General features: G+C 61.3%; 14 protein-coding genes and 1 pseudogene. 11 read left to right on the top strand and 4 right to left on the bottom strand.

What is annotated here, in order from left to right:
* The first annotated feature begins 1 nt into the window (after position 1).
* The 4 genes from OQZ28_RS04785 to OQZ28_RS04800 all read left to right on the top strand — a co-directional run bounded on the left by OQZ28_RS04785 (position 2) and on the right by OQZ28_RS04800 (position 3913).
* Positions 2 to 442 (top strand): acetyl-CoA carboxylase biotin carboxyl carrier protein, encoded by a 441-nt coding sequence (locus OQZ28_RS04785; protein WP_458135322.1) that lies wholly within the window; start codon positions 2 to 4, stop codon positions 440 to 442.
* Complete coding sequence (gene accC, locus OQZ28_RS04790) at positions 439 to 1806, top strand: acetyl-CoA carboxylase biotin carboxylase subunit (protein WP_130732626.1); 1368 nt, start codon at positions 439 to 441, stop codon at positions 1804 to 1806. The genes OQZ28_RS04785 and accC overlap by 4 nt, the downstream gene beginning before the upstream one ends.
* Positions 1803 to 2264 (top strand): acetyl-CoA carboxylase biotin carboxyl carrier protein, encoded by a 462-nt coding sequence (locus OQZ28_RS04795; protein WP_458135323.1) that lies wholly within the window; start codon positions 1803 to 1805, stop codon positions 2262 to 2264. The genes accC and OQZ28_RS04795 overlap by 4 nt, the downstream gene beginning before the upstream one ends.
* 149 nt (positions 2265 to 2413) lie before the next feature.
* Complete coding sequence (locus tag OQZ28_RS04800) at positions 2414 to 3913, top strand: aspartate ammonia-lyase (RefSeq protein ID WP_458135324.1); 1500 nt, start codon at positions 2414 to 2416, stop codon at positions 3911 to 3913.
* Positions 3914 to 3919: 6 nt separating this feature from the next.
* Here the strand turns inward: OQZ28_RS04800 and OQZ28_RS04805 are convergent, their stop codons facing one another.
* Positions 3920 to 4858: a LysR substrate-binding domain-containing protein gene (locus tag OQZ28_RS04805; protein WP_458135325.1), complete on the bottom strand. Its 939-nt coding sequence runs from the start codon at positions 4856 to 4858 to the stop codon at positions 3920 to 3922.
* Between the two features lie 364 nt (positions 4859 to 5222).
* On the opposite strand from OQZ28_RS04805, the gene OQZ28_RS04810 reads away from it, so the two are divergent.
* Positions 5223 to 7676 carry a TonB-dependent receptor plug domain-containing protein gene (locus OQZ28_RS04810; RefSeq protein ID WP_207303501.1) on the top strand — a complete coding sequence of 818 codons (2454 nt, stop codon included), beginning with the start codon at positions 5223 to 5225 and terminating at the stop codon, positions 7674 to 7676.
* Positions 7677 to 8561: 885 nt separating this feature from the next.
* Here the strand turns inward: OQZ28_RS04810 and OQZ28_RS04815 are convergent.
* From OQZ28_RS04815 to OQZ28_RS04825, 3 genes are all read right to left on the bottom strand, one after another.
* Positions 8562 to 9470 carry a DMT family transporter gene (locus OQZ28_RS04815; RefSeq protein WP_458135326.1) on the bottom strand — a complete coding sequence of 303 codons (909 nt, stop codon included), beginning with the start codon at positions 9468 to 9470 and terminating at the stop codon, positions 8562 to 8564.
* Positions 9471 to 9693: 223 nt separating this feature from the next.
* On the bottom strand, positions 9694 to 10530 hold the full coding sequence (locus OQZ28_RS04820) for an alpha/beta hydrolase (RefSeq protein ID WP_458135327.1): 837 nt from the start codon (positions 10528 to 10530) through the stop codon (positions 9694 to 9696).
* A 104-nt stretch (positions 10531 to 10634) separates the two neighbouring features.
* Positions 10635 to 11576, bottom strand: coding sequence for a GlxA family transcriptional regulator (locus tag OQZ28_RS04825; protein ID WP_130732621.1), 942 nt, complete (start codon positions 11574 to 11576; stop codon positions 10635 to 10637).
* A gap of 96 nt (positions 11577 to 11672) precedes the next feature.
* Between OQZ28_RS04825 and OQZ28_RS04830 the strand changes: the two genes are divergently transcribed.
* The 6 genes and pseudogenes from OQZ28_RS04830 to OQZ28_RS04855 all read left to right on the top strand — a co-directional run bounded on the left by OQZ28_RS04830 (position 11673) and on the right by OQZ28_RS04855 (position 17805).
* The gene (locus OQZ28_RS04830) at positions 11673 to 12137 is read left to right on the top strand and encodes a nuclear transport factor 2 family protein (protein WP_458135328.1); all 465 of its coding nucleotides are present in this window, start codon (positions 11673 to 11675) and stop codon (positions 12135 to 12137) included.
* A gap of 159 nt (positions 12138 to 12296) precedes the next feature.
* Positions 12297 to 12773 (top strand): hypothetical protein, encoded by a 477-nt coding sequence (locus OQZ28_RS04835; protein WP_458135329.1) that lies wholly within the window; start codon positions 12297 to 12299, stop codon positions 12771 to 12773.
* 39 nt (positions 12774 to 12812) lie between these two features.
* Positions 12813 to 13245, top strand: a pseudogene (locus tag OQZ28_RS04840) (efflux RND transporter permease subunit); the annotation flags it as partial.
* 17 nt (positions 13246 to 13262) lie between these two features.
* Positions 13263 to 13934 carry a response regulator transcription factor gene (locus OQZ28_RS04845; protein ID WP_458135330.1) on the top strand — a complete coding sequence of 224 codons (672 nt, stop codon included), beginning with the start codon at positions 13263 to 13265 and terminating at the stop codon, positions 13932 to 13934.
* Positions 13931 to 15286, top strand: coding sequence for a sensor histidine kinase (locus OQZ28_RS04850; protein ID WP_458135331.1), 1356 nt, complete (start codon positions 13931 to 13933; stop codon positions 15284 to 15286). Before OQZ28_RS04845 ends, OQZ28_RS04850 begins: the two co-directional genes overlap by 4 nt.
* A gap of 245 nt (positions 15287 to 15531) precedes the next feature.
* Positions 15532 to 17805, top strand: coding sequence for a TonB-dependent receptor (locus tag OQZ28_RS04855; RefSeq protein ID WP_458135332.1), 2274 nt, complete (start codon positions 15532 to 15534; stop codon positions 17803 to 17805).
* Positions 17806 to 17966: the final 161 nt, after the last annotated feature.

Consider the following 17966-nt stretch of genomic DNA (forward strand, 5'->3'; position numbering starts at 1 on the left):
AGTGGATCTCACGCATGTCAGGCGGCTGATCGACCTGCTGGCCACGGCTCCGGTTACGGAGCTGGAGGTTGAGGAAGGTGGCTGCCGTATCCGCATCACCCGTGGCGGCAGCACGCAGCCTGAGGCTGCGCCCCCCGCAGCGCTGCCCACAGTGGCGGCGCACGTTCCCGCAGCGGTTGCGCAGCCGGTGGCGGCACCCGTGGCGGAGGAGGCGGTCATTGCCGCCCCGTCCTATGGCGTGTTCCATCTTTCGCCCGCGCCGGGAGCGCCGCCGTTTGTTACGGTGGGGCAGGACGTGCAGGCCGGGCAGGAAGTGGGGCTGGTCGAGGCGATGAAGGTGTTCAACGCCGTGCGCGCAACACAGGCTGGCAGGATTGCCGCCGTGCTGGTGGAAGACGGCACCGAAGTGGAGGCAGGCACCCCCCTGTTCCGGCTGGCATGAGTGAGACCCCACGTTTCAACCGGGTGCTGATCGCCAATCGCGGCGAGATTGCCCTGCGCATCCAGCGCGCCTGCCGCCAGCTCGGGCTGGAGACGGTGGCCGTGTATTCCGAAGCCGATGCCGACAGCCGCCATGTGCACGAGGCCGATGTGGCCCTGTGCATTGGCCCGGCTGCCGCGGCCCGCAGTTATCTCGACCCCGACGGGCTGCTGCTTGCCGCCCGGCTGACCGGGGCGCAGGCCATTCATCCCGGCTACGGCTTCCTGTCGGAAAATGCTGATTTTGCCGATGCGGTGGAAAAAGCGGGCCTGACCTTCATCGGCCCCACGGGCGCGTCCATCCGCATGATGGGCGACAAGATCACCGCCAAGCGCGCCATGCGCGAGGCGGGCGTGCCCTGCGTGCCCGGATCGGACGGGCCGCTACCCGCTGACATGGATGCCGTCAGGGCCATTGCGCTGGAGGTGGGCTTTCCGGTTATCGTCAAGGCATCAGGCGGTGGCGGCGGGCGTGGCATGCGTGTGGTCGAGCGCGTGGAAGACCTGGCACAGGCCGTAACGCTGACTGCCAAGGAAGCCGAGCAGGCTTTTGGCAACCCGACGCTCTACCTCGAACGCTTCATGCAGAAGCCGCGTCATATCGAAATTCAGGTTCTGTGCGACACCCACGGCACAGCGCTGTGGCTGGGCGCGCGCGACTGCTCGCTGCAGCGCCGCCACCAGAAGGTGCTGGAGGAGGCATCCGCCCCCGGCATCGCTCCCGAAACCATTGCCGAAATTGGCGCACGCTGCGCCGAGGCGTGCAGGCGTATCGGCTACCGGGGTGCGGGCACGTTCGAGTTCCTGTACGAAGATGGCGTGTTCGCCTTTATCGAGATGAACACCCGCGTGCAGGTCGAGCACCCGATTACGGAAGAGACAACCGGCATCGACATCGTGGCCGAGCAGTTGCGCATCGCCCAAGGCGCACGGCTTGGTATGGCCCAGGCGGATATCGGCCTGCAGGGTCATGCCATCGAATGCCGCCTCAATGCCGAGGATCCGTTCACCTTCATGCCTTCGCCCGGCACCATCACGCGCTGGGACCTGCCCGGTGGCCCGGGCATCCGGGTCGATACGCATGTCGTGGCGGGCTACACGGTGCAGCCTTATTATGATTCGCTGATCGGCAAGATTATCAGCTACGGCGCGACCCGTGAGCAGGCGATTGCGCGCATGCGCGTGGCGCTGGCGGAAATGAAGGTGGAAGGGGTATCAACCAACATCGCCCTGCATCAGGACCTGCTGGCCGACCCCGCGTTCGCGCGCGGCGGGGTGGATATCCACTATCTCGAACGCTGGCTTGCAAAAAGGACGGCCTCATGAGCAACCGCTCCGAACAGCTGGTGCCCCATTTTGATCGGCTGCCAGAGCCTGAACAGATTGGCCAGATGGCGACATGGCTGGCGCAGGCAGGGCTGGAAAGCCTGGAACTGTGCAACGAGGCGGCAGGGCTGAAACTGCGCATCCGCGTGGGGCAGGCCGCACCTGCGGCAGCCTCATCCCATGCCCCGCCTGCATCGCAGCCGGAAGCCGGGGGCGGGCTGGTGGCGGTGAAAACACCGTATTTTGGTCATCTGTGCCTGACCCATCCGCAGCGCGACACCGCTTTCGCGCCGGTGGGCGCAAAGGTGGCGCAGGGTGATATTGTAGCGCTCCTTACGCTGGACAGCCTGCAGGTGCCTGTTCTGGCACCGGCGGCAGGCACGGTTGCCGAGGTAACGGGGCAGCCCGGTGCGCTGGTTGGATATGGCGCCGCGATCATGCAGATCCAGCCTGACTGATACGCCCGGGCCGGATGTCGCGACGGTGCGCCGGTCGTATCCGTCGCGTTTTTCTGGCCTGATGTCGTGTCATGACATGCGAATACTGGCGTGGCGCGGGTTCTGCTCCGCCCGCGTCGTGGCATTATTCTTAACGTGGACAGACCGAAATGATTAATATGCCCGCTCCGGCGCGAGATCACGCGACCTGCACCCAGACGGGCCAGGCCAGCCCTGTGGCGGTGGAGAGCGGGCAGTTCGGCCCCCGCGTCGAGCGCGACCTTCTGGGCGAGGTTACGCTGCCCCCCGGCGTGCTGTGGGGCGTGCATACCAAGCGTGCGCTGGACAATTTTCCCATAAGCGGCATCACGATCGGCAGTTTTGCCGAACTGGTGCAGGGGCTGGTTGTGGTCAAGCAGGCGGCGGCGCGGGCCAATCTTGCGCTGGGCCATCTCGACCCCACGCGCGCCAATGCCATTGACGGTGCCTGCCAGCAGATACTGCAAGACCCCGCCTATAACGCGCAGTTTGTGGTGGATGCCATGCAGGGCGGGGCAGGCACCTCGACAAACATGAATGCCAATGAGGTCATTGCCAATGTCGCTTTGGGGCTGCTGGGTGAAAAACCGGGCGCCTACGGCGTGCTGCACCCCAATGACCATGTCAACATGGCGCAGTCCACCAATGATGTTTATCCCACCGCGCTCCGCCTGGGCCTGCTGCTCGCGGTTGATCCGCTGGTGGCGGCCCTTGAAGGGCTGCACGCGGCGCTGGATGAAAAAGCAAAGGCGTTTGATGCCATCCTGAAGGTTGGCCGCACCCAGTTGCGCGATGCCGTGCCCATGACGCTGGGGCAGGAATTCGGGGCGTTCCGCACGGCGGTGGCGGGTGAAATCAGGAGCATCAGGGCCCATGCCGCGGCCTTTGAGCAGGTCAATCTTGGCGGAACGGCCATTGGCACGGGACTGAATACCGACCCGCGTTATGCCCCTGCTGTCATGGAGGAACTGCGCGGCCTGACTGGGCGGCCCATGAGCAGTGCGCCCGACCTGATTGAAGCGACATCGGATGTGGGGGCTTTCGTGCTGTTTTCGGGCGCGCTCAAGCGGCTGGCGCTCAAACTGTCAAAAATGTCCAGCGACCTGCGCCTGCTCTCCAGCGGGCCGCGCACGGGCCTGGGTGAAATCGTGCTGCCGGCGGTGCAGGCCGGGTCTTCCATCATGCCGGGCAAGGTCAATCCCGTCATACCCGAGGCGGTCAACCAGGTGGCCTATCTGGTCGTGGGCCATGACCTGACCATTACCATGTGCGCCGATGGCGGCCAGTTGCAGCTCAATCCGTTTGAACCGATGATCGGCTATTGCCTGTTTACGTCCATCGCGACACTACGCGCCGGCATCGAAACCCTGACCAACCGCTGCATCAGCGGCATTTATGCTGATCGGGCGCGGTGCCAGTATCTGTTTGACCTGAATATCGGCATCATTACCGCGCTGGTGCCGGTGCTGGGGTATGATACCTGTTCGGCCCTTGCCAGGCGCGCGCTGGCCGAAGACCGCAAGGTGACGGACCTGATCGTGGAGGACAGGCTGCTTTCTCCCGAACAGCTTGCGACCCTGTTGCAGCCCGATGCGCTGACCCGCCCCAATATCGGGCGTGTTGTGGTCTGAGCCCTCTCAGCCGAAAGGCTGGGCGCCCGGCCAGTTATGTGAGGCGGCCATGGTCTTGGCGAGGTCGATAAGCAGTTCGCGCACGGCCACGGAGGCCTCGGTCTCGGGAATGATTTCAGGAATGCAGAGCGAAACGTCTTCCTGAATGACGGGGTTGTGCAGCGGAAAGATGCGTGACTTGCCCGGCACGACAATGCGGCTGGCAACGGACCAGGGCAGGATGGTGCTGCCAATGCCCTGCTCTATGGCGCCCTGCAGGGTGATCAGCGCCTCGATTTCGGCCACGATGCGGGGTTCAAGCTGCTTGCGTATGAAGGCCATGTCCACGCTCTTGCGGACAAAATTATGTTTGGGCGGCAGCAGGAGGGGAATGTCGGCGATGTCGGCAAGCTGCACGGCCCCATTTTCATTCTGGGGGAATTCGAGGCCATGCGGCGCGAGCAGGAAGAATTCCTCCTTCATCAGCGGCGTGAAAATAACGCCCTTGATGGGGCCTGCGCCATGGATCACCGCCATGTCCAGCCGCCCGGTCATGATCAGTTCGCTGTATATGTCATCAAAGCTTTCGGTCAGGTGCAGGGTAATGTCGGGCAGGCGCTCGCGTACGAGCTGCAGCAGCTTGACCGAAAGCGTGGACCCTGCGCTGTAGGGGGAGAGCCCGACCGAGACCTTGCCCACCAGCGGGCCAGCACCCTGGCTGATTTCAACCATGGCCCGGTCGAACTGCTTGGTCAGGGTCTGTGCATGCCGGTACAGTTCCGCCCCGGCGGTGGTGGGGGTTACGCCGCTCTTGCTGCGGATGACAAGCTTCTGTTTGAAAGCATTCTCGAGTGTGGCGAGCTGCTGGCTCAGTGCGGGCTGGGCAATATTGAGCAGGTCAGCCGCACGCGAAATGCTGCCAAGGTCGATAATCTTAATAAAAGCCTGTAGTCGGCGTATATCCAACGGGAACTCCGTAAATGTATTAGCTATGAATTTATAACCTTGACATTAGGGATTTTTCTTTAACTGTCAACATATTGTACCATATGCGGGCTATATGGCCGGTGGCGCGGCAGGGTGCTGCAGGGGCCCATGCAGGCCTGTGCGGCCATGCTTCCTGATACTTGAAACTATTATGCAAAAAAGCAACACGTTCGCAAAAATCAGAGCGTTTTCAGTTATATAATTTGTCATGTGAAAGTAAGAACCAATCCGGGTTCCTAACATATCAATAATTCATATGACGCCAAATCATAACGCACGCGCATCATAAGATCGCACATATTCATTACGGAACGTTCGGTCGAGTTTCAGGGGGGAGAGGCAGATGTCAGGCCTGTCAAAGCGCAAGTTATATCTGGTGGCCGGGGTGGCATTTGGTACATTCGTGCCGGCCGTGGGTGATGCCGCGACCGCTACCGTTTCGTCGGCGCAAAAACACTACCGGATTGCCGCCGATAAAAAGGCGCCCGCCCCCAGGCACGCCATGCCCGCAGCCCTGCAGGCCTCGAGCCACCCTGAAGAGATCCATGTAGGCGGCCACCAGACAAATTCCGTCTTTTCCCCCAGCACGCCACAGCACAGCACCACGCAGGTTACGGTCGTAACAGGCGCGGAACTGCTCAAGACCGGCCAGAGCAACGTGCTGTCCGCGCTGGCGCAGGCCAACCCTGCCATTACCACCGCAGCCCTGCCCGGTGGCGGTGCCAGCTCCTTCGTGCAGACCATGCAGCTGCGTGGCCAGTCGCCCGATGATACGCTGATTTTGGTGAACGGCCATCGCCGCCATATTGGCGCCAACTTCAACGCCAACGCAGGCACCAACTGGGGCAGCGAGCCGGCCGACATCTCGCTCATTCCCATCACCGCGATCGACCATATTGAAGTGGTGACCGAAGGCGCCTCCGCGCTGTACGGGCAGGATGCCATTGCGGGCGCGGTCAATATCGTGCTCAAGCGCGATACGCATGGTGGCACCATCAACTTCAAGAACAGCGGCTATTACGCGGGCGATGGCCAGGCGCTTGATGGCTCGGCCAGCTACGCCATGGCGCTGGGCAACAAGGGCGGCTACCTTGACCTTGCGGCACAGGTGACCCACCAGCTGCCCACGACGCGCGGCGGCGATTATTATGGCGACCTGTTCGATGGCGCGCGTAACAATACGGCAGACCGCAATGTGCAGCGTGGCCTGGGCCTGCCCAAGAGCACGCTTGAAACCCTGAGCGAAAACATGTCCGTGCCCCTGGGGGATGGATTCAACTTTTACAGCACGTCGACCTTCTCGCACCGTCGCGCCAACGTGGCTGAAACCTTCCGCGCCAATGCGGATAATAATATATGGGTCAACCCGTCGCTCTACCCCAATGGTGACCAGCCCTACATTACCATGGACCAGTACGACTTCGAGACCGATAACGGCATCCGTACGCGCAAATTCGGCTTTGCATGGGATGCGTACGTGACATTCGGGCGCGACCAGCAGACATACGGCACCAAGGATTCAGAAAACGCTTCGCTGGCGTCTGGCGGCGGATATGCATACGACCCGACCCAGACGTCCTTCTATGATGGCAAGTCGATCTCGACCGAGCTTACTACCGGGCTCAGGGGGTCACGTTCGTTCCATACCGGTTTCCTGCCCAGGAACATCAACCTGAGGTTCGGTGCGGAATATCGCCACGATACCTTCCAGATGACCGAAGGTGAGACCAATTCATGGAGCGGGCAGGGTGCAACCGATCATCCCGGCAACCCGGCGCTGGCCGTTTCGAACACGAACCGTGACGTGTACGAAGGTTTTGCCAACCTTGATTTCTATGTGACCAAGAAGTGGGAATGGACCCTGGGCGGCCGTGTTTCCAACTACAGCAACATGGCGACCGTCGAGACCGGTTCGGTCGGCACGCGCTACAACTTCAACAAGCGCTGGGCCATCCGCGCCAACATCAATTCCGGCTATCGCCCCCCGACGCTGGGTGAGATTTCGTACTTCTATTCGGCGCCCTATCCCGGTTATACCGTGGATCAGGTTCCCTCCAACAGTGCCCTGGCCAAGTCCTATGGTGCGACCACTCTGAAGGGTGAGTATTCGCGCAGCTATACCATTGGTATTGATGCAACACCCGTAGATGGTTTTCACCTGGCAGGTAACCTGTATTACATCGCCATTAATGACCGGATGGGTAGCTCCAGGAGTTTTGATGTCGACCAGTATATCAACGGTCTGGGTACCGTGTCGTCGATCAGTTACTATGCAAACCTGTATAATACGCAGACATTTGGTGGTGACCTGACCGCTGACTACACTCTCAATACCCACCGTTACGGCAAGTTCCGCTTTGCCATGGGCATCAACTTCTCGGATAACGAAATCCGTTCGAGCAAGAGCAACCTGGTCAACGAATACACCAAGGAAATGGTGCTGCATGCGGCACCTAAAAACCGCGAGCAGATCAGCGTAAACTGGCAGTACAAGAAGTGGTCGGTCTTCGTACAGGAAATGCGCTATGGCTCCATGACCTACATGGCAGCCCCCACGGGCCCGGGTGACGTGCCGTTCGAGCAGAACCCCGCCCTCATCACCAACATGGAAATTGACTACAAGCCCGTGCCGCGCTGGACCATTGGCGTAGGCGCCAACAACCTTGGCAACAAATACCCGACCCGCGTTGCCCCGGGCATTGCCCAGTCGCAGCTGGGCCTTGCCAAATACGCGTCCTATTCCCCCTACGGGTTCAATGGCGGCATGTATTACGTCAAGACGTCGCTCGATTTCTGAGCCATCGTATCGGAACACAAGGAGCATCTGATACGGAGCAGGGCAGGGGTTTCATGACCCCTGCCTTGCGCGCCAGTCCGGGAAAGTTGGTTGTCAGCTTTTTGCCTGATGAGATGATTTAAAAATAACAGAAGCTGCAGGATGCCGCCTTTTGAGGGCGGCGTTTTTTTTGGGCAGGACGGAATGTTTCCTAGGCTGCTTTTTCATCCTGCTGTCCTGTTATTCATAATGTCGGGCATGCCGCCTTTTTCCGGTATAACAACATCTCCCTGTTGCCTGCACAGTATTTGCGCCTGCGTCACGATGCGGAGATACGTATTTTCATGCTTGGGCGACGAGGCTCCGAAACCCTGATCAATTATCCTGGCCACATATTATGAGGTACGGAGGTCGTTATGATTGCGACCTGTGTATTTCTGGCCTGGCCTGTGCTTCTGGCGGCATGTCGTTCATGATTTCCCATAGCAGGCGCAATGTCGGGGGCAGCCTCGCGTCAATGTCCAGGCCGGGGTCGGGTATTGCGTGCAGCGTATAGGCAATGGCTAAGGATCTGTGATCATACAGGCAGGACAGATCAGCCAGGATACGTTTGGTATCCTGCAACAGCTTGGCGCCAGGACGAGCCACGTCCTGCCTGCTGTCGGAACAGGTGATGGCCCTGTGGGCATGCATGGGCAGGCTGCCCGTTTCGCGCAGGGCGGGACCGGTTGCGCCGCCGTGTCTGGAAAGATGGCGTCCGCGCAGAAGAAAGAGCCAAAATGCCGGGAGCGCAGCAGTCCCGCTGCTGGCGACAGAGCCCATGGCACGCCACCATGAAAAATGCCGCCTTTTGTGAAAAAGGCGGCACCCTAGAATTTTGATCAATGCGTGGTTTGCAAATGGTTTTTATAGGGGTTGCGCAGCCTGCTGGTGCCGCAGGGGCACCATCCGGCCAATCAGGCGCGGATAGGCCCATTTGAACAGGCCCGACGCGGTAATGACCGCAATGCCTACAAAGGTCCAGCTATCAAGCGGCTCATGAAAGACATAGAAACTGAAGGCCACGGCCCACAGCATCTGGCTGTATTGCGGCAGGGCGATCGCGCTGGCCGTGGCGCGGGTGGCGGACAGCATCATCAGCAACTGCCCCAGTGCGGCAAGGAAGCCATAGCCGAACAGGAACATCCAGACCGTGGCACCCTGCGGCCAGCTTGCATGGGCTGCCATCAGCACGCCATTGCCCAGCAGCGGGCCGCACAGGCTGGAACTGAACATGGACAGGCGCGGCGTGTTGTGGCCCGACAGGCGGTAGGCAATGACGCCCACGGCGTTGGCCACAGCCGCGATCAGGGCGCACAGATGCCCGAACTGCAACGCGCGCAGGCCGGGCCGCAGCACGATCAGCACGCCGATAAAGCCCACGATGATCGAAAGCCACCCCAGCGTGGACACTTTCTCGCGCAGCAGCACGACCGAAAGCACGGTCACGAACAGCGGCATGAGGAAAATGAGCGAAAAGGCCTCCGGCATGGGCAGGAGCATGAAGGCCTCGACACTCGCTGCCGTGGCGGCAAAGGTGGCGGCTGCCCGCATCAGCCACAAGACCGGCTGCCGGACCACGAACAGGTCACGGTAGGATTCGTTTTTCCCCCGGATAAAGGGAATGAGCAGCAGGCCGAAAACACCGCCGAAGAACGCGACCTCAAACGGGTCGATCCGGCCTGCCAGCAGCTTGGAATAGGCATCACTGATCGAAAACGAAGCGTATGCCGCAAACGCCAGCATCATCCCCGCCGAAAGACCGGTATTCTTCATCCGCATTGCTCACGAAAAAATTATTCAGGCGCAGATATGGATTCAGGAAGGGAAAGACCAGCGCTTGTCGGTAAATCCAGTCATGCATTTTCTGCAGCTGATTTCATATGACGCCCTGCATTTTTTCGGGTAGTTGATTTCGCCCTGAAATCAAGGCCTAACCCCAGATCGCCGGATGATTTTCAAGCTGCCCGGAAGCAGCATCCGGGCATGCCGGCACGCATTATCCGGCATGGGCATCAAGCCAGTGGCTGATGGCGTCAATCACCTGTCCTTCAATGCCGAAATAGCCGTGCGGGGTGAGCGATCCGCAGTCTTTTTTTGATCGGGTCGCACCCCCCGCCACCATCAGCACATGCACGTCCCGGCTGGCCGTCATGGCATCCGCGATCTGCCGGGCGGCCTGGGGTGGCGCCACTTTGCACCGATCATCATGGTTGGCAACGACAAGAACAGGCGTACGGATGTCTTGCGGGTCGGCGCTGAAAACTGTTTCCCGGCTGCCTCCCATGACGGACACGGATTCCGTCAGCACGACACCGGCAAGGCTGCCTGCCGGTGCATGGGCCGCGCCATTGACGGCCGCGATGCTGCCCTGGCTCGTGCCCAGCACAAAAACAGCCTGTGGTCCCTGCTGGTGCGCAAAGGCGACGAGATCCGTGATGATGCGGGCATAGGCGGGGGAACTGCGCTGGCCCCTGAGGCTGGCATGGTCATGCGTATCGGGAATGAGCACGGCGTAACCGTGCTGGTTCCACAGGCTGCGCGTGCGTACGACAAAATTGTCGCCGTGCCGGATGCTGCCATCTGCTTCCAGGCCGACATCACCCGCCCCGCCGGGCAGCATGACGAGGATCCCACGCGGTCGGGCCGGGGTGGCCAACAGCACCCGTACCTGTTCCCCATCCTTCAGCGGCAGGTTGAAAACCCGCTCGTTCCAGCCCCCGTCCGGGCTGAAGGCTGGCATGTCCCGGTGGGGGCGATCATGCGCATATGCCACGGCTGGCAGCAGTGCGAGACAGGCGAGTGCCACGATCACGAGACGGGGGGCTTGTCGCATCGGATGTCCCGGTGGGGCTGGTTGGGGTGGGGGAGGGGGACTGTAAAAAACGTCTCTCACTTCAACTGTCTTTTATGCACGATGTCCATCCGCAGGAACCCCGGTCATCGTGCCGCGCGACGGATGGCCTGTGGCGGCAACCCGAACACACGCACGAACGCCCGCCGCATGCGCTCGGGGTCATGAAACCCCGTGGCGATCGCAATGGCCTCGATTGGTGTGGTGGAATGCACGATCCGTTCATGCGCCGCCTCCACACGCAGGCGTTCAACCGCCTTTGCCGGGCTGGTGCCGACGGCGGCCTGAAAGGCACGGGAAAAATGGCGCGGGCTCATGGCCATCCGCTCTGCCAGTACCTCTATGGTCAGGCGTTGCGACAGGTGGGCGCGTATCCAGCCCAGAAGGGCATCAAAACGCGCGGCGCCCCCTTCCATTTCCAGCAGGGCTGAAAACTGTGACTGGCCGCCGGGGCGGCGATGAAACACAACCATCTGCCGCGCCGTCTGGCGGGCAACATCTTCCCCATGGTCCTGTGTTATCAGTGCCAGGGCAAGGTCGATGCCCGCACTGATGCCGGCCGAGGTCCAGACAGGACCGTCATGGATGAAGATGGCGTCAGGCTCGAGCCTGATATCGGCAAACATCTGGCTGAATTTCTGCGCCTGCTGCCAATGCGTGGTCACGCGCCGGCCCCGCAGCAGGCCTGCTGCGGCCAGCACGAACGCGCCGGAGCAGACACTGCACATGCGCCGCGTGCGGCGGGCCTGGCGTTGAAGGAAGGCGTGCAGGTCAGCGCAGTGCATGGCCGTGCCGTGGCCTTCCCCGCCAACGGTGATGAGGGTGTCAAATACCTCCGCCGCATCGAGCGGCAGCGTCTGCACGGCTATTGCGGAAGAGGACTGCACCAGCCCGCCATGGCGCGACAGCATTCTGAGCGCGTAGTCCTGCCCGCTGATACGCCCGGCAAGCTCGAACGCCGTGGCAGGCCCGGCGGCATCAAGCAACTGGAAATCGGGATAGAGCACAAAGCCGATGGAACGGGTCATGGCCTGAAATGAGGGATCATTGTCATTTCGTCAATGTGGTTCAGGAACCACACTCATCCCACGCACTTGTTTTGTATTGAATACAGGAGTTTCCGCATGTCACGTCCTCCCCTGCCACCGTTTGATGCACAGACCGCAGCCCTTAAGGTCCGGCTCGCCGAAGATGCCTGGAACAGCCAGAACCCCACGCAGGTGGCCCAGGCCTATACCCCGGACAGCCAGTGGCGCAACCGCACGGAATTCATCCATGGGCGCGATGACATCATCGCGTTCCTGACCCGCAAATGGAGCCGGGAACACGAGTACCGCCTGATCAAGGAACTCTGGGGTTTTCGCAACAATCGCATGGCCGTCCGTTTCGCCTATGAGTGGCATGATGCCACGGGCGCGTGGTTTCGGTCCTATGGCAACGAGTTATGGGAATTCGATGCGGCGGGACTCATGCAGTACCGCTTCGCGTCAATCAATGACCTGCCGATTATGGCGGCTGACCGGCTGTTTCACTGGTCAGGCGGTCGCCGCCCTGATGATCATCCGGGGCTTTCCGATCTGGGGCTATAATCTGTCATAAGCCACCAATCGGGCCAGGCGCGCGGCCGGGCCGGGCGCGCAATGCGCCCCTGTCAGCCCGCGTTCAGGTTCACGTCAGCTTCGCGCCCTAAAACTGTCCTGACCGGTGCCCGGCACCATTGATCGACAGAGGGAGCCTGACAGGCCATCATGCGCGTAAAGCTACGTTATCTCCCGGTTCTGCTGGCTTCCTTCGTGGCGTGGGGATGGGCCGCGCCTGCAGCAGCCAGGACGGACCTGGTCTGCGCGGGCCAGGCGGCAGGGGTCAGGCTGCATGTTGATGGGTTGTATGGCGGCTATCCCCATTCCGTCCTGCGTCAGGCGGTGCTGCGCAGCGTAGCCTGCCCCACGGGCCCCGATGCGCAGGCGGCCTTTGGCAGGATCGCGCAGCCCGCCCCGCACCTGCGGGTGTCGGTCATCCGCCCCATCGGGCAGGGGCAGCAGGGGTCGATTTCGGTCATGCTGTTCTCGCGCGGGCAGTTCGTGATCGGGGAGCGGATGGGCCTGTCCGTCCTGTCGCGCAGCCAGTCGCCCTTTGCGGTCTCGAATGACATCAACCTCGCCACCCAGCGCATGTGGGATGATCTGGCCGCCCGCATCAAGGCAGGAGGCCCCGTTGCACCATGAACGCTGGCCCGGCATGCGCCGCCCGGTATCGCTTTTGTGCCCGGCCTTGCTACCGAGGCGGTGGAAAAGCGCATCACCTTTCCCGTCGAGGGCAGGCTGAGTGGCATTCCGGGCATGCCCGACCTGCTTTCCGTTTCGTGCTGAGGGGTGTCAGTGGTGTATGTGCAGTTCAATGAAAATGGACATCAACCTTGACCGCACCCACGTGAACGGGCGCCTGCAGCAGGCCCGTGGCGCCATTTCGGTGCCCGGCGTGAGCCTGGGCATGAGGGCGCTGGCCACAGGCATGGGCGAGATCATGCAGTTCCAGATAAAGGGGAAGGGTCGCACGCTGATGGATCTGAACCGCATCATGAACTGGACCGTGAAGCCGCAGATGCGCCTCGTGCCCGGCGTGGTGGATGCCAATGGCGGGTTGGTCTTCTCCACATTTCTGGCCCTGCTGCCACCACTCCTTGCGCGGGTCATGGGCGGGAAGGATCGGGGCTGATGCGTATCCTCGTTGTTGAAGATGAAGCCGATCTGGGGGCCGCGGTGCTCGAGCGCGTGCGGCAGGCTGGCCATGCGGTGGACTGGTTTGCCACCATCGAGGAGGCACGCGCCGCCCTGGCAACGGTGGCCTATGACTTCATACTGCTCGATCTCGGCCTGCCAGACGGCAACGGGCGTGATCTGCTGCGCGCGGTCAGGGCGCGCGGCCTCGACATTGCAGTGCTCATCACCACCGCCGAGGACCAGATCAGCGACCGCATCGCGGGCCTGTCTGACGGGGCGGATGACTATATCGTCAAACCCTACGACCTCAATGAACTCGTGGCCCGGATCACCGCCGTGGCCCGGCGCTTCGCGCCACGCCAGCACGCAGCGCCGATATGCGTGGAGAATGTTGCGATTGACCGGCAGAACCGCGTGGTGCGGCGCAATGGCGTGCTGCTTGAACTGACGGCGCGGGAATGGGCCATCATGGAACTGCTGTCGCGCAGGCCGGGCATGATCCATTCGCGCAGCCAGATCGAGACCGCCCTGTATGCGTTTGGCGATGATGTGGAGAGCAACACCATCGAGGTGTTCATCAGCCGCCTGCGCAAGAAGGTGGGCAACACGGTCATCCGCACCGTGCGCGGGCGCGGATACCGCCTGGCTGTGGGAACGCCGGCATGAAAAGCTGGAGCCTCGCCAACCGCATCATCAGCGGCGTGCTGGCTGTTGTCATCATCAGTCTGCTCGCCCTTGGCGTCGCCATCGGTTTTTTTACCCACCATGAAATGATCGAGCGGCTGGACAACTCGCTGCAGGAGGTGTCGGAGCGGTTGCAGAGCGCGATCGTCACCCAGCTTCATGCGGCCCCTACCGGCACGGTTGCGGTGGTGCCGGGGGCAGGGGCATGGGCGCTGGCCTATCAGATCGTGGATGCCGGGGGCCATGTGGTGCTGCGCTCGCAAAATGCGCCGGTGGCGGCTTTTGTATGGCCCGCGCAGGCGGGCTTTGCCGATACGCAGCACTTTCGTGTTTATGTGGCGGGGCCCGATGCCACATCCTACCGGGTGATGATTGGCGAGCCGATGCGCCACCGGCATGGGGCAATCCGGCGGGCCATGATCATCCATCTCCTGCCCATTCCCATCTTCATACCGGTTATCTGGCTGCTGGTGCGCCTGACGGTGCGCCGCGCGTTGCAGCCGCTCGACCGGCTCAATGCCGAGATGCACTCACGTGGCAGCGGGAACCTGCGCCCCGTGCCCCCGCTTGACCTGCCGGTGGAACTCATTTCCATCCAGACATCGCTCAACACCCTGCTGCTCCGCCTAGAAAAGGCGCTGGAAACCGAGCGCGCCTTTGCGGGCAGTGCCGCGCATGAACTGCGTAACCCCATTGCAGGGCTGCAGGCACAGATCCAGCTGCTCGAAGCCAGCCTTGCGCCGGGTTCGGCCATGGCGGCGCGTGTGCAGGTCATTGCCGGGCGCACCCGGCAGCTGGGCCGGACGGTGGAAAAGCTGTTGCAGTTTTCAAGGGCCATGTCCGGCGTGGCGTTCAGGCGCGAGCGCTTTGACCTGCTGGCTGTTCTTCACATTCTGCTTGATGACATGGACAATGCTTCACAAGGCCCGCATCGCGTGGAAATCGAGGCGGGGGACATCGAAAGCATATTTGTCCATGGCGACATGGATGCCACCGGCATCCTGTTCCGCAACCTGATTGAAAACGCCCTGCTGCATGGCACGGGGGCAGATTGCGCACGCATCAGCCTGCGTGATGACGGCACGGTGGATATTGCCAATGACTGCCCGCCCTTGCCGGGGCCTGTCCTGGCGCGGCTGACCAGCCCGTTCGTGCGCGGTTCAGCCACCACGGATGGCAGTGGGCTCGGTCTTGCCATTGCCAGTAACATTGCCGGGCAGATGGATGCCGCACTGCATATTGCATCCCCCCTGCCGCAACAGGAGCGGGGCTTTCTCATATCCATCCGCTTTCCTGATGCCGAGATTGTCAAAGGGATGGCGTGCGAGGGGTGATGCCCTGGCTTGATAAAAGTTTCCGGGGCCGTCGTTTTTCAAAAAAATGAGGTTTTTCGAAGGTTTTTGAGGAAAGCCGCGTCAGAATTTTTCTTCTGTTTTTCAGGGTATTTTGGCCTTTTCCCAAAGGCGGGGCTGCGTTTTGCCTATGGTTTATGAGAATGCAATTCATGTACATATGTATTGCAATTCATTATCATTAGCCTGATAAGGCGGGTATGAAACGTGACCTTGTGAGCTTTGAAATGAGTCTTCGCACCCTATGCCTGACCACGATCTGTGCCTCCCCGCTGCTGGCGGCGGGCTATGGTCCTGCGGTTTTCATGGCCGCGGCGCGGGCGGCGGACCAGCCCGGCGTCGTGGCGGATGATGCGGGCAGAACCGGTGTCACACCGGCCCCGGTGCACAAAAAGAACGGCGCGGCAACGCCAGGCCCCACGCCCGATGCGGGCGCTGAAACAGCGCGGCATGAGGACATGGTCGTGACCGCCGCGCGCCGCAACCGCATGTATGTCAGCAGCGGGGGCGATCTTGGCGCGCTGGGCAACAAGAAGGGGCTGGATGTGCCCTTCAACATCCGCAGCTACAATTCCAGCCTGATCCTCAACCAGCAGTCACAGACACTGGGCGATGTGCTGCTCAATGACCCCACCGTGCGCACCACCATGGGCTACGGCAACTATGCCCAGCTCTTCCAGATCCGTGGTTTTACGCTGTATGGCGATGATGTCGCGATTGATGGCCTGTATGGTGTCACCCCCCGCCAGCTTGTCTCGCCCCAGCTTTATGATTCAGTGCAGGTGCTCAATGGTGCCAGCGCATTCCTGAATGGCGCTGCCCCTGGTGGCTCGGCCATTGGCGGCAATGTCAACCTGATCCCCAAACGGGCGACGGCAACGGATATCACACGCATCACCGGCGATTACACCAGTAGTGGACAGGGCGGTGGCGCGTTTGACATAAGCCGCCGGTTTGGCAAGGACCATGCCTTTGGTTTCCGTTTCAATGCCGCCGGCATGGATGGGGAAACCCCGATCAAGGGCGAGCGACGTGATGACGTAGCCCTTGGCGCGGCCTTAGACTGGCATAACGACGATACGCGCATCGACATGAACATGAATTACCAGAAACAGCAGGTTTATGGCGGACGCAGCGCGATCATCGTCTCCAGCCTGGCGGATGGCATGCCCGCGCCAAAGGCGACCGCGCCGTCGGAAAACTGGGGGCAGCGCTGGGCCTATACCGATCTGAGCTACCTGTTCGGCACGCTGAACATCGAACATGATTTTGGCAGCCACATTACCGCTTACGGCAAATTCGGTGCGCAGGGCGGCAATGAAATGGGCAATTACGCCACCACCACGCTGACCAACTCCCGCACCGGAGCCGGTGGGGTGGGGGCCATGGCGGATGCGTACAACGTCATGAACGAGGCCACGCAGGCCGGCATTCATGCGCATGTCACCACCGGCCCCATCAAGCACGAGATCAATGCTGGCGGGTCCGCGATATGGGAAGAATCAGACGCCGCCTATTCCATGAGTCTGACGTCACAGGCGGGCAACATCTATCACCCCACGCAGTTTACCCCGCAGGAAACCTATAGTGGTGGCATCCTGAACAATCCTGGTCGGGTGGCGTGGAACAAGCTGTACAGCCTGTTCCTGTCCGATACCATGACGTTCTGGCACGACCGCATCGCGCTGACGGGGGGCTTCCGGTATCAGGATATCCTGTCGGATTCCTTTGCCTATGGCACCGGCACGTTGAGCACCCATTACGATGCGGCGGCGTTCTCGCCCGTCATTGGCCTTGTCATCCATCCGGTCAAACATGCCGCCCTGTATTTCAACCGTATTCAGGGCCTGTCGGCGGGGCAGACGGTGGGGGCGACTTACGTCAATGCCGGGCAGGTCTTCGCCCCGTACCAGAGCACCCAGTACGAAGTCGGCGCCAAGTACGACGTGGGTCGTTTCGCGGCCGGTGTCGCATTTTTCCAGACTGCCATGCCACAGGGCATGACCGAAGCCTACGGAAATACCGGGCAGGAGATTTACACGCAGGACGGCAGGCAGCGGAACCGGGGCATGGAACTGACCTTCAATGGCGAGATCCTGCGCGGCCTGCGCTTCAATGGTGGGCTGACACTGATCGACGCCAAACAGATGCATACCGCAGGCGGCGCGTATGACGGCAAGACCGTGATCGGCGTGCCGAACTATACCATCAACGGCAACCTTGAATACGACGTGCCGTTCGTGAAGGGGCTGACGCTGGTGGGCCGCGTCATCAGCACCGGCAAGCAGCAGTTCAACAGCATGAACACGACGCACCTGCCGGCATGGTCACGCTTCGACCTTGGCGCGCGCTATACCTTCCTTGCGGCGAAGAAACCACTGACCGCGCGTTTCGAGGTCGATAACATCGGCAACCAGCGCTACTGGGCCTCGGTTTACCAGAGCGATCTGGTCATGGGTGATCCGGAGACCTTCAAGTTCTCGATCAGCGCCGATCTGTAAAAAACGTGATGCCTTCGTAAACCCGCCTGTTGCCAGCCCGGCAGGTCAGCATTGAAAAAGCTGTTGAACCCGCGTGGAGCCAAAGCGCTATGATGGATGCCACGAGGCAGCACGCAGGACCTGCGCCATGCCGTGCTGCCAGATGCATGAACGGAGGAAGC

The sequence above is a fragment of the Komagataeibacter sp. NFXK3 genome (assembly GCF_054182245.1).